Origin of the sequence: Pseudomonas sp. lyk4-TYG-107 (assembly GCF_030209055.1) — a bacterium.
GTDB classification, from domain to species: Bacteria; Pseudomonadota; Gammaproteobacteria; order Pseudomonadales; family Pseudomonadaceae; genus Aquipseudomonas; species Aquipseudomonas putida_A.
Map to the genome: position 1 here is coordinate 56,132 of NZ_JARVST010000007.1, position 16,099 is coordinate 72,230.

Below are 16,099 nucleotides of genomic sequence, written 5' to 3' on the forward strand. Positions count from 1 at the left end.
TGTCAGATCTGACAGGTGCCAAAGAGCCATTAATGTGCAGGGTGCCCCGCACGGACAGGCGGGCACAAAAAAAGCCGGCCCGTCATATGACGGGCCGGCCTTTTTTTCCAGCTGCGAAACGCTTACTGCACTTCTACCGCCAGGCTTTCGGCGATCTTCTGTTGCCAGATCGCCGGGCCGGTGATGTGTACCGACTCACCGTTGCTGTCCACCGCGACGGTGACCGGCATGTCCTTGACCTCGAACTCGTAGATCGCTTCCATGCCCAGCTCGGCGAAGGCCAGCACCTTGGACTTCTTGATGGCCTGGGCCACCAGGTAAGCGGCGCCGCCCACGGCCATCAGGTACACGGCCTTGTTGTCCTTGATCGCTTCGATCGCGGTCGGGCCACGCTCGGATTTGCCGATCATGCCCAGCAGGCCGGTCTGCTCAAGGATCTGACGGGTGAACTTGTCCATCCGCGTCGCGGTGGTCGGGCCAGCCGGGCCAACCACTTCGTCACCGACCGGATCAACCGGGCCGACGTAGTAGATAAAGCGACCTTTCAGATCCACCGGCAGGGTTTCACCCTTGTTCAGCATCTCGACCATGCGCTTGTGCGCCGCGTCGCGACCGGTGAGCATCTTGCCGTTGAGCAGGACGGTTTCGCCCGGCTTCCAGCTCTGCACTTCTTCCGGGGTCAGGGTGTCGAGGTTGACGCGACGGGCCGACGGGCCGGCTTCCCAGACGATTTCCGGGTAGGCATCCAGCGATGGCGCTTCCAGCGAGGCCGGGCCAGAACCGTCGAGCACGAAGTGCGCGTGACGGGTGGCGGCGCAGTTCGGGATCATGCACACCGGCAGCGAGGCGGCGTGGGTCGGGTAGTCCATGATCTTCACGTCGAGCACGGTGGTCAGGCCACCGAGGCCCTGGGCGCCGATGCCCAGTTGGTTGACCTTCTCGAACAGCTCCAGACGGATCTCTTCGATACGGTTCTGCGGGCCACGGGCTTTCAGTTCGTGAATGTCGATGGATTCCATCAACACTTCCTTGGCCATCACTGCGGCTTTCTCGGCGGTGCCGCCGATACCGATGCCCAGCATGCCCGGTGGGCACCAGCCGGCGCCCATGGTCGGAACGGTCTTGAGCACCCAGTCAACGATCGAGTCGGACGGGTTGAGCATGGCCATTTTCGACTTGTTCTCGGAACCGCCGCCCTTGGCCGCCACGTCCACTTCCACGGTGTTGCCCGGGACGATGGAGTAGTGGATGACCGCCGGGGTGTTGTCCTTGGTGTTTTTGCGAGCGCCCGCCGGGTCGGCGAGGATCGAGGCACGCAGGACGTTTTCCGGCAGGTTGTAGGCGCGGCGCACGCCTTCGTTGATCATGTCGTCCAGGCTCATGGTCGCGCCATCCCAACGTACGTCCATGCCCACACGCACGAACACGGTGACGATGCCGGTGTCCTGGCAGATCGGCCGGTGGCCGGTGGCGCACATGCGCGAGTTGATCAGGATCTGCGCGATCGAATCACGGGCCGCTGGCGATTCTTCGCGCAGGTAGGCTTCGTGCATCGCCTGGATGAAATCCACGGGGTGGTAATAGGAAATGAACTGCAGGGCGTCGGCAACGCTCTGAATCAGGTCGTCTTGCTTGATCACGGTCATGAGTCGCGCTCCTCTAAAAGACGGGAACATTCAATAAGGTGCTTGCAGCTTGGGTGCATCGGTCGGTCGCAAGCACCTTTCAAGGCACGCCGGGGCTGCTGGCGCGACGCTAAAAAGGCGCGGCAGTATACCGCGCCTCTTCGGGGCATACACGCGTCGGCAGTCATTCGTTGGTCGCATGGTTGGGCGAATATCGAACATCGGGTTTGCACTTCAATACCCACCCCCTCACCCCAGCCCTCTCCCCCAAGGGGGCGAGGGGGGAAGGGAGCCGATTTGTGGCGAATTCAAAACCTGAGTTCGGCATGATGTATCAGGTCGGCGTATCTCAAATAAACAATGCGGTCAGTTCCCTCTCCCTCGGGGAGAGGGCTAGGTGAGGGGCTTTTGAGGCCACACTTTTGACGTCAATTTTCGAGCCCGAAAATCGGTGGTCATTTATCGACCGCCCCTCTAAAGTGGCATCCGGTCTGTAGAGTAGGACACTCGGTCAGCCTCCTATCGCACGGTGAGTCAACGATTGACCCATAACGCCATTCAACGTCTTCTGCTCAAGCGCTTTGCCCTCGCCGCAGCCACCTATGGATTGGCTTTGCTGCTGCTGTGGCTGGCGTTTTTCACCGGGCATTACCCGCAATCATTGAACAGCGTGGCCATCGGCAGCGCGCTGGTGGTGATCTGCCAGGCCACGTTGTTTACGCTGTTCTGGTCCGGGCGCAACCAGCGCTTTGCCGACCCCAGCCTGACCGAAGCGCAAGTGCTGCTCGGGCTCGGCTGGCAGACCTGGCTGATCGCCCATCTGGATGAAGCACGCGGCGCGTTTCTGGTGTTCTACGTGCTGATCCTGCTGTTCGGCCTGTTTCATTTAACCCGGCGCGCGTTCATTCGTTGCGCGCTGCTGGTGTTCTTCAGTTTCTGTGCGATCACCCTCTGGGACGGCTACCACTTCCGTCTGCCGGATCCGGCGCTGGCGGCGTTGCAGGTGTGCATTCTGGCGATGGTGCTGGCGTGGCTGGTGATTTATGCACGCTTCGTCCAGGTTTCACGGCAACGCATGCGCCAGCGCCGGTTTGCCTTGCAGGCGCATCAGGACACCCTGCGCGGGATGATGCGCCAACTCGAAGATCTGGTGGCCACCGATGAACTGACCGGACTGTTCAATCGCCGGCATTTTCTGCGTCTGGCCTCACGGGAGCTGGCGGAGATGGAACCAGGCGTGGTGCATGGTCTGGCGCTGATCGACCTCGACCACTTCAAGCGCATCAACGACCTGCACGGCCATGCCGCCGGCGATCAGGTGTTGCAGGCGTTCGCCGGCGTGGCGGGTGCCTGCCTGCGTGACGGCGACGTGCTGGCGCGTTACGGTGGCGAGGAATTCGTAGTGTTGCTGCCCGACTGCGATGCCGAACGCCTGACGGCCTGTTGTGAACGTCTGCGCATCGCGTTCACCGACGTCGAACTGCTGGGCCTGAATGTGCGCAGCCTGAGCCTGTCGGCAGGCATGACCCTGCTGGAACTGGGTGATGATCTGGACGACGCCTTGCAGCGTGCCGATCAGGCGCTGTACCGGGCCAAGCGCGACGGGCGCAATCGTTGTGCAGCGGCATGGGAGAATGTGGATGCCTGAACTTCGCGTCGGTGATCGGCAATGGTCGGTGGCGGCGGGCAGCAATTTGCTCGACGCGCTGAATCAGCACGGCGTCGCGGTGCCTTACAGCTGCCGCGCCGGCAGTTGCCATGCCTGTCTGGTGCAGTGTGTTCAGGGTTCGCCCGTCGACAGTCGCCCGGATGCCTTGAGCGCCGAACAGCGCCAGCAAGGCTGGCGGCTGGCTTGTCAGTGTCAGGTCACGGAAGATTTGCAGGTACACACCTTCGACCCCGTCACCGACGGGCGCCCGGCGGTGGTCGAGGCGCTGGACTGGCTCAGTGACAACGTCCTGCGTTTGCGCCTGACCCCGCAGCGACCGCTGCGCTACAGCGCCGGGCAGCATCTGGTGTTGTGGATCAATCACATCGCCCGGCCGTATTCGCTGGCGAGCCTGCCGCAGGAAGACCGTTTTCTCGAATTCCACCTCGACTGCCGCCAGCCCGGCGAATTCAGCGATGCGGCGCGGCGCCTGCAGATCGGCGACCCGATCCGCCTCGGCGAGCTGCGCGGCGGCGCGTTGCATTACGACCCGGACTGGCACTCGCGCCCGCTGTGGCTGCTGGCGGCCGGCACCGGGCTGGGCCCATTGTTCGGCGTGCTGCGCGAAGCCTTGCGCCAGGATCATCAGGGCGCCATCCGCGTCATTCACCAGGCCCATGACGAACGCGAGCACTATCTGGCCAAACCCCTGGCGGCGCTTGCCGCGCAGCGCGAAAACCTCAGCGTCGAGCTGTGGACGGCGGCCGAGTCAGCCGCCGCTTTGGCGCAACTGCGCCTTGTTTCCCGGCAAACCCTGGCCTTAGTCTGCGGCTCAACTGCCAGCGTCGATGCGTTTGCCAAGCGTCTGTACCTGGCCGGACTGCCGCGCAATCAACTGCTGGCCGATGTGTTTTTGTCCCGCAGTTAAGCGCTGAATCTCGTGTGAAGGTGAACTCCTGTGGCGAGGGGATTTATCCCCGATGGGCTGCGCAGCGGCCCCGGGATTTTGTGAGTGCTGCGCACTCAATCGGGGATAAATCCCCTCACCACAGAAGTTTTGCCTCACCAAAAGAACTTTGTCAGCCCTTTTAAATGTTGAGTAACGCTGATGACCGAAGCCATCCTGCTCGAACGCGAACGCGGTTTGCTCACCCTGCGCCTCAATCGCCCGGACAAGAAAAACGCCCTGACCCGTGCGATGTACAGCCACCTCGCCGAGGCCTTGAGGCTGGCCGACAACGATCCTGACATCAACGCCGTGCTGATCACCGGTAGCGCCGATTGCTTCACCGCCGGCAACGACATCGCCGACTTCATCCAGCAACCGCCGAGCGACCTCGACAGCCCGGTGTTCCACTTCATGCTCAACCTGCTCGAATGCCGCAAACCGGTGATCGCCGCTGTGGCCGGCGCAGCGGTGGGCATCGGTACCACGTTGTTGCTGCATTGCGATCTGGTCTACGTCAGCCGCGATGCCCGGTTGCGCATGCCGTTCGTCAACCTCGGGCTGTGCCCGGAGTTCGGTTCCAGCCTGATCCTGCCGCGTTTGCTCGGACACGCGAAAGCGGCGGAGCTGTTGCTGCTCGGCGAAGGATTCAGCGGTGAGCAGGCGGCGCAGTGGGGCATTGCCACTGAGGCGTTGGGCAGTGGCGAAGCGGCGCTGAACAAGGCGCGGGAGATGGCGTTGCGTTTCGATGAACTGCCAGTAGATGCAGTGCGCATCAGCAAGCAATTGATGAAGGCGCCGGATCGCGAGCTGATCCGTAAAGTAATCGAGGAGGAGGGCGCGTTGTTCACTCAGCGACTGCGCTCGCCGGAGGCGTTGACGGCGTTGACCGGGTTTATCAAACGGCATTGAGTCTTCGGTGGCTGTACTGCCCTCATCGCGAGCAGGCTCACTCCTACAGGGGAACGCACTTCAAATGTAGGAGTGAGCCTGCTCGCGATAGCATTGGATCAGCCAACACATCTTCAGGATCAGAATACAAAAAGCCCCGGCACTCACATGCCGGGGCTTTGTTTTTTCAGCGAATCACTCAGACCTGCGGGTCACCCACGTGCAGGATCTTCATGCCGTTGGTGCCACCGGTGGTGTGGTAGCTGTCGCCCTTGGTCAGGATGACCCAGTCGCCTTTTTCCACAACGCCGCGCTTGACCAGCTCGTCGATCGCTTTCTGGCTGACTTCGTTCGGGGCCAGCGAGGCCGGGTCGAACGGCACGGTGTACACGCCGCGGAACATCGCTGCGCGAGCCTGGGCTTCGCGGTGCGGGGTGAACGCGTAGATCGGCACCGAAGAACGGATACGCGACATGATCAGCGGGGTGTAGCCGCTTTCAGTCAGGGCGATGATCGCTTTCACGCCCGGGAAGTGGTTGGCGGTGTACATGGTCGCCAGGGCGATGCTTTCGTCGCAGCGCTCGAATTCCTTGCCGATACGGTGGCTGGACGTCTTGCTGGTCGGGTGCTTTTCAGCGCCGACGCAGATGCGCGCCATCGCCTGAACGGCTTCCAGCGGGTAGAGGCCGGCAGCGGATTCGGCCGAGAGCATCACGGCGTCGGTGTAGTCGAGCACGGCGTTGGCCACGTCGGACACTTCGGCGCGGGTCGGCATCGGGTTCTGGATCATCGACTCCATCATCTGGGTCGCGACGATCACCGCCTTGTTGTGGCGGCGTGCGTGCAGAATGATCTTCTTCTGAATGCCCACCAGCTCGGCGTCGCCGATTTCCACACCGAGGTCGCCACGGGCAACCATCACTGCGTCAGACGCCTTGATCAGGCCGTCGAGGGTTTCGTCGTCGGCCACGGCTTCGGCGCGTTCGATTTTCGCCACCAGCCAGGCAGTGCCGCCGGCTTCGTCGCGCAGTTGACGGGCGTAGTTCATGTCAGCCGCGTCACGCGGGAAGGACACGGCGAGATAGTCGACTTCCATTTCGGCGGCGAGCTTGATGTCGGCCTTGTCTTTTTCGGTCAGGGCTGGTGCGGTCAGGCCGCCACCGCGACGGTTGATGCCTTTGTGGTCGGACAGCGGGCCGCCGATGGTCACCACGCAGTGCAGCTCGGTAGCAGTGGCGGTTTCGACGCGCATCACTACGCGGCCGTCGTCGAGCAGCAGCTCGTCGCCCACGCCGCAGTCTTTCACCAGATCCGGGTAGTCGATGCCGACCACTTGCTGGTTGCCTTCGGTCAGCGGATGGCTGGTGGAAAAGGTGAACTTGTCACCGATCTTCAGCTCAATGCGCTTGTTGGCGAATTTGGCGATACGGATTTTCGGGCCTTGCAGGTCACCCAGCAGGGCGACGAAACGGCCGTGCTTGGCGGCGAGGTCACGCACCAGCTTCGCGCGAGCCTTGTGCTCGTCGGGGGTGCCGTGGGAGAAGTTCAGACGGGCAACGTCCAGACCAGCCAGAATCAGCTGTTCGAGAACTTCCGGCGAGTTACTGGCCGGGCCAAGGGTAGCGACGATTTTGGTACGACGGACGGACATGCAAAGACTCCTGAGTTCAAGCGCTAGCAGAGGCTACTATGCTCTTGGGGTGTAGTCATTGTTCGTTTGCACTACTTATTGTTTTCTTTATTGAACGTGGCAACTTTGGGACAAACGCGCCTGAAGATTTACGACCAGGGGTCGATACAGAGCTCAAGACAGGAGAACCTCCCCATGCGATTGTTGCCCATTGCCGCCCTTGCCCTCAGCGTCCTCGCCGTCACGGGCTGCACCCGTTGGTCGATGAACCATCATTTGAACAACGCCTACAGCGCCTACGACCGGGGCAATTGCGAGCAGGTGATGCTCGAACTGTCCAAGGTCGAACGCGCCAGCCGGGCCCGTCCGTATGTGTGGCCGGAAGTGTCGATGATGCGCGGCCAGTGCCTGGAACGGCAAAAAATGTACATCGACGCGGCGCAGACCTACCAGTTCATCATCGCCTCGTACCCCAACAGCGAATACGCCTTCCGCGCGCGCGCCCGCCTGGAAACCCTGCAGAGCCTGGGACATTACCCGACTCGCAGCGCAGCGGCAGTACCAAGTCCGCAACGTTTCTGATGCTGGTTGTCATACAAACGCTGGCCGACTGTACAAGCTGAGCTATAGTCCAGTGATCCGGTTCAGAGCCTGATTTTGGGCCGGGGCAACACCTGCGACTGGTAGAGGTTGAGGTGATGGCGTATTGGCGACCGTCACACCGGAAGCGGGGAGAGCGCGTCTGCAGGGCAGGCACGTTCCGAAGCAAAGGTGCGGCTCTGTGATGGAGCCTTGCATGGCGTACTGCGCATGTTTACCGATCGTCGAATTGAACGGCACCAGTTGCCGTACTTCCTGCGGGTGTACAACAGCGTCACCGACAAACCCATCGGTTTTCTGGGCAACGTGTCCGAGGACGGGCTGATGCTCATCAGCCAGTTGCCGATGATGATCGGCGTCGATTTCAGTCTGCGTCTCAAACTGCCATTCAGCGACGGCTGTCAGCAGGTCATCGACCTCACGGCGTGCTGCCTGTGGTGCCACGAAGACGCGACGCCCCTGCATTACGACGCCGGGTTCAGCCTGCAGCGCCCGCCCCCGGAGTATGCGCAACTGGTCGAGGCGTTGCGTCAGTACTTCAGCTTCCAGCCATTGCCGGCCTCTGCCTGACTTCGGCGACGCTCGCATGATTGCTATCGCGGGCAAGCCCGCTCCCACAGTGTCCGGAGTTGATCAAAGCATTTGTGCACACCACAAATCCCTGTGGGAGCGGGCTTGCCCGCGAAGGCATCAGCCCGGACAACGCTTCTCCAAAGGCTAACCCACAGCAATCGCCCGCTCACTGTCCAGCGTCTTCTCCGCCAGCAATAACCCCATCTCGCTCAATTGATAAATCGCCATCGCCAGATGCCGTGGTTTGTCTTCCAGGCTGTCCGCCAGATCCAGCAGCAGAATGCTCACCGACGAAAAGGTTTCGTAGGTCTGGATGGCGATCGCTTCGGGATTGATGTCGGGCGCGACCCGGAACATCTGCATGCCACGATCCACGGAATTGCGCGAGGGCGGTTCAGGTTTGAGGTAGTGATCGAGGGCACGCTCGGCGGCTTCGTGGAGCTTTTTTGAATCGGAGGATTGATAGGGGGAAACGGTATCGGTTTCGGGTGGATTCGGAGTCGGTTTGAACATGATCGTAGATCCTCTGATGAAGCGGCCACCGTCTCGCGACTAAACGAGGGGTGGCGGCTGGACGCAGGTTAGTCGACCGGGAGGACTACGAAAAAACCGGCGCGCCCGAGGGCGCCCTGCGCACAGCCACCATTGAGTGCGGGGATAGGGAATACCCGACTTAATGACACTTATGCACCTTTCGCAGTATCTCCCGGGCGACTAAACCCGACCACTGATTGGCAGCGGCACGGACCACGTTACGGGGCATCGGCAAAGCGCACAAGCCGGCGGATTCTGGCGGATCTGTAGGCAAAGGCGCAAGGCGTTGTAGTTTGCTGCGCGTGTCGAAGTAGGGCGTGGAAAGACTTAGCTGTTCTAGTAATCAAGCAATGTTTTTTTAGATGAATTGGATCTTTTGGACTGTCAGTTCTGACAGTGGTCGCGTGCAATGAGCACACGTATGTTAATCCCACAACGTGAGCGACCCATTGCCCGGAGCATTGCCGACATGAACGAAACCGTCGAGGACGACGAGAAAGGACGAGCCTGGCTTGATACCGAAAAGGTTCAGACCTCTGTCGCTCAGGTCACGAAACTGGCAGACGGATCACTCAAGGAACTGGGCGACGGAGCGCAGTTTTCCGAGGTGTTCTGGGCGGATGCGGTCGAAACATCGCTTTACCAGACACACCCCAGAGTGCCGCAGCTGCAAACTCAAATGGTGTGCCGGTACAAGTTCGAATCAGGCCGCATCTATGTGAAGACCTTGCGTTACAAGATGACCACGCGCTCCGGGAACTGGAATCGCGCCAATATAGATGTGGGTCTTCAAGCTCGTAACTGGGTTCGCAAGGACTCCCCTGACTCCATGCTTCAGGACAACCAATGGCACGCTTACGAAATTTTTCTCGACTCCCCGCTCGGTCCTCCTGATTTTGGCGTGTCGCTGGCAATCCGGGTTAACTACGACGGAACCAACAACGATGTTGAACCCCACGAAGGGTGGGGCCTTGATATCTATCCAGCACAGAAACCGATTATCGAGGTTCCCACTTCCGGAACCGAGATCGATGTCGAGAAGCCGTTCACTGTATCCGGTAGCAACGGGCTTGTCCCCGGCACAATTCATTTGAGGTGGCAGTTTAACAATGCTGAAATTTCATTGGGTACTGCTCCTGTCCAGAACAACGGGAGGTGGAATACCTCCATCGTGTTGCCGCCCGGCTTTTTGGATTTCTACGCCGTACAAATCATTGGCAACCAGAACTCCGGTAAGTCCAATACCGTTACCCTCAAGCCAAGGTACGTGGCACCACGTATCGACTCTCCGGCAAACAGTGCGGTACTCAAGTCGGCCAGCGGATTGCTGATCAAAGGCCGAGGTACGCCAGGCAAAGTCATCGATGTGATGACCCCGGGGGGCGGCGTGTTACACGCCACGACAACCGTCAAGCCTGACGATACGTGGGAAGCATCATTCAACCAGTCCAACTACCCTGACGGCGGTCGCGTCGATATCACGGCTGGCCACAGAGGCATGGATGATTGGACCGCTCAACAATTCTTCACCTTGCTTCTGCAGCCGACAATCACGACGCCATCCGAATCAACGGAGACCGATCCGAGAGGTCCGATAGAAGGGGGGAGGGCTGTTTCAGGTGCGACCGTCGAAGTCCTCAAGGATCTCGAACATTCATTCAAGGTCGGCCAGGGCATTGCTGATGCCAACGGAAGATGGAGGGTTACAACGTTCACCCGCGACATACCGCCGGGCCGCTTTACGGTTGTGGCGCAGCAAACGGTATCTGGCGTCCCTTCGGAAGTGAGTGTGGCCCGTTCGTTCAAAGTCCGCCCCCCAATACCGAGCACAATCAACTTCACCTACCCGTCCCTCACCACCATCGAGTTTTCCGGCGCAGGTTTTACCGGCGCCACGGTCGAGATCACGATTGTCCGAGGTCCGATAGGAGCTACGCCGCCATCTGCCGTTGTCGTGACCGCAGGCAGTTGGAGAACGACTTCACAGTACTGGCCCATCGGCGACTACGATCTGAAGGTCGTGCAGAAAGTTGACGACAATGCTGGTGGCTGGATTCCCTCGCATGAATACCATTTCAAGGCTTCATCGAAACTTCCACCACCCTCTGCAGTGAGATACACCAATGACCTCTACACGCCGACATTCATCGGCGAAGGTATTGCAGGGGCATCTGTCGAGGTCACCGACAAGGCGACCGGCGCTGCGCTCGCGCCATCGACGCAGGTCACGAATCAGGGCTGGTTGACCCGTGCCTTCGAGGCGTGGGCACCGGGTTCGACCCGCACCGCGCGTGTGGTGCAGAAGCTCGGTGCGGCGGTGTCGGACGCTGTTGAGCTGGTCATCAATATCGACCGTTTCCCACCGCCGACCGAGCTGGCTTTTACCATTGTCGACTACAAGCCGCGTGTCACTGGCAGAGGGATAGCCGGCGCCACAGTGCAAGTGACGGACAAGCAGACCGGCGCCGCCATTGCACCACCCGCGCCCGTGACGGGCCAGGGCTGGACGGCAGAGGCATCGACACCCTGGCAGCCGAATACCAGCAGAATCGTCCTGGTGGTGCAGTCCAAAGACGCTTTCGCCTCCGATCCGGTGGAAATGACCATCACCGTGCCGCTGCTGGCACCCATCATCACTGCCGTCGAAGACGATGGACTCTCGCCGAAAATCTCCGGCACCTGCTGGCCCGGCGCGACACTGAGCCTGAAGTACAGCGACAGTGCGACCGAGCACAAACCTGATGGAAGCAGTGGCACATGGACCTTCAAACGCGACGCCGGGTTTGCTCCGGACGAGCAGCACACCGTGACGGTGATCCAGACCGTCGCCGGGCATCCGTCGCCGCCAGCCTCGCAAACGTTCTCGGTCAGTCCGGAGAAACCGGTGATCACCGCGCCGGAGGAAAACGCAGACACCCACTACGACATGAAAGTGCACGGCATCAACGCCTATAAGGGTGCCACATTGCAACTGCGGGACGCGCAATTCGGCTGGAGTCTGGGTGAGCCGAAACGGCTGACCGCTCATGGCGACTGGTTCATCGAGCTGAAAAAACTCGAGTTCCGCAAATACCAGATCGATGCCGTGCAAACCATCGCCGGCAGACCCTCTCTGCCCAGCGCCGTGCGCAGTTTTTTTGTGGTGCTGGTGCCGCCGGTCATCACGGTGCCGGAGGAGCATCAATCGCTGGCGCGCACCTCGACGCTTCGTGGCACCGGCGAACCCCTTGGCCGCGTGACGATCTGGCGTGAAAGTCCGAGCGAAATCCTGCTCGATAAAGTCTCGATAGACGCCAAGGGCGATTGGTTTGCCGACGTAACGTTGCCGGTCGGCAACTACAAGGTGAAGGCCCGGCAATTCTTCGACAATCATGAGTCGAAGGAAAGTCTTGTGCGCAGTTTCAAAGTGGTGCCCGCCGCGCCGGTTATTGAAAGCCCCGGGCGAGGTGTGCACGTCGGTCGTCGGGTTGTTGTGTCCGGCTTCGGCTATCCCGGTGACACAGTGCTGGTGACGCTGACGGGCAGCAAGGGCTCGGTACGCGCAAGCGCTCCGGTGCTCGAGGATCGTACCTGGTCGCTGACGCTTGAAACGGGGCAGTCCGTTGGCACTGCGCAGTTGGTGGCGGTGTCTTCGTGTGATGGCTTCGAGTCTGCCCCCTCGGCTGCACATCCAGTGGAGCTCGGCACTTACCTGCCCGAGATTGATGAGCCGGCGCCGGGACGCTGGGTCGAAAATCCGCTGCGCTTCGTCGGTAAGGGCCGCACGGGCGTGGGGCGCGTGGTGACCTGGCACGACCCTGATCAAGTCTTGAGCGAAGACATTGCCGTCACCGATCAAGGCTGGCGCGGCGAGGCATCGCACGCCTTGCGCCCAGGCGGCCAGTGGTACCGATTCCAACAGACCATCACCGACGCTGCGGATGGCTCGACCCTTTCCGACTGGATTGAAAGCGAGCGTTCCGAGGTGACTTCGACTCCACCGGGAGCAAGACCATGACCGAGCCTGTGATCCGTCCAGTGCAGCAGTTGCTGAGGCAAGTGTTCAGCGATCAACAGCGCGAAACCTATACCGATTTTTGCAATTACCTCGAAAACGGCGGTTCGATTTTTCCGCTGGTCGAGCAAGGCGTTCAGGGGCTGGTCAGCCATTACCGGATGAATCCCGACGACGCGCGGGCCTTTTTACGCAGGGCCAATAGCCTGGCGGTGTTTGTCCGGCGCCAGTTCATCGAACACTCGTTGCGCGGTTCGCAGGCCCGGGTCACGCGCCCCGACAGCGGTCTGTTGTCGATGGTCGCGGGACCGAGCTACGAGAGTTTGTTCTCGACCAATTTCGATGGGTTGTGCCCACCGCAAGCCCTGGAGTCAATCGCATCTCCGGTGGCTTACCTGATCGAGTTGTTGCGCTGGATCGAGGACAGAATCCACGCCATTGGCGGCGAGCAAAAGCTCGATTTGCATGAGCGCCGTCAGGATCTGAAAAAGCTGCTGGTCGACTTCAATGCCGTGCATCAGGCAGTGTCGGCGCTGGACATCATCGTCCCGGTGCTCGAAACGTTTATCGAAGAAAACGATAGCGCTCCGGACTTCGAAGAGGCACTGATCCAGACCCGTTACCCCAATGGCCTGCCGTATTACCAGCATTGGGTCACGCTTGATTTTGTCGCCCGTGAACATGGCCTGTCGGTGGGCAATATCGCTCACATGGTGGATCTGGCCTATCCCTATTTCCTGCAGCCCGAGGCATGGGACAACGATGCCGGGCGCGCCTTTACCCATGCGTCGCGGCTGGGGCCTTATCAGCGTAAATTGCTGACGGAGGCTCCGATAAAACCTGGTGATACCGACGCAAGGGACGACTATTACCAATGCAACTTTGGAGCGCCTGGGACCGACTGGCTAAATCTCAATCAGGTGAAATTCTTTGGCGAGCGAACGGGGCTGGACACCCGGGATATCGAGGCGTTGCTGTCGATTCGCGAATTCGCCCCGACGCGTTCGGCCAACGTCAGCGTGTATGACAGCGAGCAACCGGGCGCTGACGAGAGCCAGCGATCCGGCTCCGTCTATCTAAACGCCGCGACCATCCCGGCCCTGAGCATTGATTACAGGGAGGTCGGCAAAGAGTTCCTGCACCGTTTTACGCAAGCCCCGGAAATTATTGACCGCTACGAACGAATGAATCGCAAGTTGCGCCTGGATCGATGGCTGGAGTTACCGAGCGAGCAGGTGGATGCGTTGTTGACGGCGGCGATCAGGGCAGAGGCCCGTCATGCGATACCAGCAAATCCGTGGTGGATTTCCACCCATCAGGTGCATGCGCTGGGCCTGTTTCAGTCGCTGCGTGAACGCTATGGCTGTTCGGCAGAGGATTTCGCGGCATTTATCGATGAAATCTCGATTTACGGTCGTGCCAATGTGTTGTCACTGTTCGATCGCACTTTCAACAGCCAGGGCAATTATCGCCAGCCCCTGCTGCTGGACGGCGCAACGTTTGCGACGCTGCCGGTGCAGGGTGTCGCGGAGCTGACGATCAGCCAGTTGTGCAGCGGATTGGGCATCGATCTGCAGACTTATGCTTACCTTGCGGTCGCAATCGAACGGGCGCACGGGTTCAGCGGCACGCTGGAGCGCACCACGGCAGTCATATCGAGTTTCTACCGGTTGGTGAAGTTGCCACGGCTGCTGGGGATTACCCCGGTCGAAGGCGTGCTGATGCTGACGCTGTTGGGCGGTGAGAGCTGGGTTGACGGCCTGGCAGGCTTGCCGCAGGTACACGCACGGCTCAATAGCGAAACCACACCGGACGTGCTCAATCTGATTTACGCCCTGCACTCCTGCGTGTCCTGGTGCAAGGATCGCGAGATTCCTGTGCTGTGGATGCTACAGCAAGTGGCACCGCTGCAGGCCCTGGCGGTTGCCACGCAGGCTGAGCAGCAGTTGTTCGAGCAGATCCGCAACCTGCTGCCTGCGGCGCTGTTCAACAATGCCGGGCTATCGATGGCTGGCGTTCCCTCACTGGAGGGGCTGGACTGGCTGCGATTGTTGACCGAACTGGTCGACCCGGCGGGTCTGGTCATCGACCTGCAATTACCCGAGACCGACTACCTGAACCGTGCCCGGGTAAGGTTCGACCAGGCAATCAGAGAAGGGCTGGGCGAGAACGACGCCAGTGTGCGGGGCGTTCTTGTCGAGCGCATGCTCGGCGTGCTGTTGCAGGCGCGGGAGGCGCAGGTCTCGGTCGCCCGTGAGTGTCTGGCGGTGTACACCGGCCTTGATACCGAACGCGGGTTGCTCATGCTGACCTGGGCGCAGTCCACGGTTTATCAGTTGTTGTCGCAGGTCAGCGCGCGTGCCGATCGTGATGCAACTGAGACACCCAGTCCCGCTGGACGCGCCGCAGAGCAACCCGACCCGCTGCTGAGCTTGCTGGCTGATGTGCGACGGCGCAGTGCGGTGGCGAGCAAGCTGGAACTGTCTGCGGTATTGCTCGAAGACTTTCTGCGATATGGCCACAAGGCCTGGATGGCTCAGGACGATCGGCACCTGCTGTCGATCCGCACCCTGTATTACCTGAGCGCGCTGGGACGGGCCTTCGAGTTGAGCGAGCAACCGGCCGGCAAACTGCTCGACTACCTGCGTCAGGTCAACGCATTGCCCACGCCCCTGTCATCCCATGCGCTGCGGCTGGCACAGGACGCGGCAGCGTTGCGGCTGGCGGCGTTTTTCGACTGGAGCGTGCAAGAAGTGCGTGAGTGTGTCAGCCGCATCGACCCTGCGCTGAAGATCCTCAAGACTCTGCCCCAGCTCGATTTGCTGATGCGCATCCGCGTGTTGGCCCGGCACAGCGGCATGGACGCCCTGACTATTTTTCTCGTGGGAAATCTGCCGGAGGAAGTAGACAAGGACAAGTATCGATTCGCCGCCGAGCGCGCGCTGCTCAGCCTTTCAGCCACCCGTGAATCGGTGGTTGCCTTTGCCGATGAAGTGACTCAACCGCTGGTCACCATGACCTGTGTCGTGGACAAGACCGAGGTGGTGGCCGGTAAAACCGGCGAGAAAGTCCTGTTGACCGTGACCCTCAAGGACGCCGACAACCAGCCATTAAGTGGCGTCAATGTGTACTGGCAAGTGAGCCTCGGTACGATTGTGGCCAAGGCCACTGAATTCGATGGAACGGTGACGGTCGAGTATCTGCCGGGCAAGGTCATGGGGCAGGAAACGCCACTGTTCTGGCTTGACCTGATCGACGCGCAACAGGCTCCGACCATCAATATCTCCGATGACGGCGAGACGCTGTTCTTCCCCGCACCATTAACTGCCCAGGTGCCGCTGGAACCGGTTCCGGCGGGGCAGGAAGTCGAGCTGTACGCCACGCTGCGCGACGAATATCAAAACCCCGGGCGCAACCGTCTGGTGCGCTGGTCCGTCGAACCTGCGAGCGGCAGTAGCGGCTCGGCGGTGATCCGCCCCGGGCAGAATTACGCCGACTTCGAGGGTGTTACACGGGTTTACGTGTCGAGTTCCTCCGGCGGCAAGTTCATTTTCAGCGCGCATTGCGATGCCAGTGAAAGAGAAACAGTTTTTGAACACATCACCTTCAACGAAGCACTGACTCACCAATGACCGTGTTGGTTGACGCAGCGTTCACC

At 60.5% G+C, this 16,099-nt stretch carries 10 protein-coding genes; 7 read left to right on the forward strand and 3 right to left on the reverse strand.

Features of this window, described 5'->3' with window-relative positions:
- Positions 1-122: 122 nt before the first annotated feature.
- A complete protein-coding gene (locus QRN61_RS07850) occupies positions 123-1,646 on the reverse strand; it encodes a fumarate hydratase (protein WP_027612504.1) in 1,524 nt (507 codons plus the stop codon).
- 520 nt (positions 1,647-2,166) lie between these two features.
- On the opposite strand from QRN61_RS07850, the gene QRN61_RS07855 reads away from it, so the two are divergent.
- From QRN61_RS07855 to QRN61_RS07865, 3 genes are all read left to right on the forward strand, one after another.
- Positions 2,167-3,273: a GGDEF domain-containing protein gene (locus tag QRN61_RS07855; RefSeq protein WP_115989017.1), complete on the forward strand. Its 1,107-nt coding sequence runs from the start codon at positions 2,167-2,169 to the stop codon at positions 3,271-3,273.
- Entirely contained in the window at positions 3,266-4,201 is a 936-nt protein-coding gene (locus tag QRN61_RS07860; RefSeq protein ID WP_285373521.1) for an iron-sulfur-binding ferredoxin reductase, read from the forward strand. The genes QRN61_RS07855 and QRN61_RS07860 overlap by 8 nt, the downstream gene beginning before the upstream one ends.
- A gap of 180 nt (positions 4,202-4,381) precedes the next feature.
- Complete coding sequence (locus QRN61_RS07865) at positions 4,382-5,131, forward strand: enoyl-CoA hydratase-related protein (protein ID WP_285373522.1); 750 nt, start codon at positions 4,382-4,384, stop codon at positions 5,129-5,131.
- Between the two features lie 178 nt (positions 5,132-5,309).
- On the opposite strand, the gene pyk is transcribed toward QRN61_RS07865, so the two are convergent.
- Positions 5,310-6,761 (reverse strand): pyruvate kinase, encoded by a 1,452-nt coding sequence (pyk, locus tag QRN61_RS07870; RefSeq protein ID WP_003227610.1) that lies wholly within the window; start codon positions 6,759-6,761, stop codon positions 5,310-5,312.
- A 174-nt stretch (positions 6,762-6,935) separates the two neighbouring features.
- Between pyk and QRN61_RS07875 the strand changes: the two genes are divergently transcribed.
- The gene (locus QRN61_RS07875) at positions 6,936-7,322 is read left to right on the forward strand and encodes a tetratricopeptide repeat protein (RefSeq protein WP_095137006.1); all 387 of its coding nucleotides are present in this window, start codon (positions 6,936-6,938) and stop codon (positions 7,320-7,322) included.
- A 228-nt stretch (positions 7,323-7,550) separates the two neighbouring features.
- Positions 7,551-7,910, forward strand: coding sequence for a PilZ domain-containing protein (locus QRN61_RS07880; RefSeq protein WP_095137007.1), 360 nt, complete (start codon positions 7,551-7,553; stop codon positions 7,908-7,910).
- 147 nt (positions 7,911-8,057) lie between these two features.
- Here the strand turns inward: QRN61_RS07880 and QRN61_RS07885 are convergent, their stop codons facing one another.
- On the reverse strand, positions 8,058-8,426 hold the full coding sequence (locus QRN61_RS07885; RefSeq protein ID WP_285373523.1) for a DUF6124 family protein: 369 nt from the start codon (positions 8,424-8,426) through the stop codon (positions 8,058-8,060).
- Positions 8,427-8,916: 490 nt separating this feature from the next.
- On the opposite strand from QRN61_RS07885, the gene QRN61_RS07890 reads away from it, so the two are divergent.
- Both QRN61_RS07890 and QRN61_RS07895 read left to right on the forward strand, forming a co-directional pair.
- Positions 8,917-12,444 carry a hypothetical protein gene (locus QRN61_RS07890; RefSeq protein ID WP_285373524.1) on the forward strand — a complete coding sequence of 1,176 codons (3,528 nt, stop codon included), beginning with the start codon at positions 8,917-8,919 and terminating at the stop codon, positions 12,442-12,444.
- A complete protein-coding gene (locus QRN61_RS07895) occupies positions 12,441-16,073 on the forward strand; it encodes a Tc toxin subunit A (RefSeq protein WP_285373525.1) in 3,633 nt (1,210 codons plus the stop codon). Before QRN61_RS07890 ends, QRN61_RS07895 begins: the two co-directional genes overlap by 4 nt.
- Positions 16,074-16,099 lie beyond the last annotated feature (26 nt).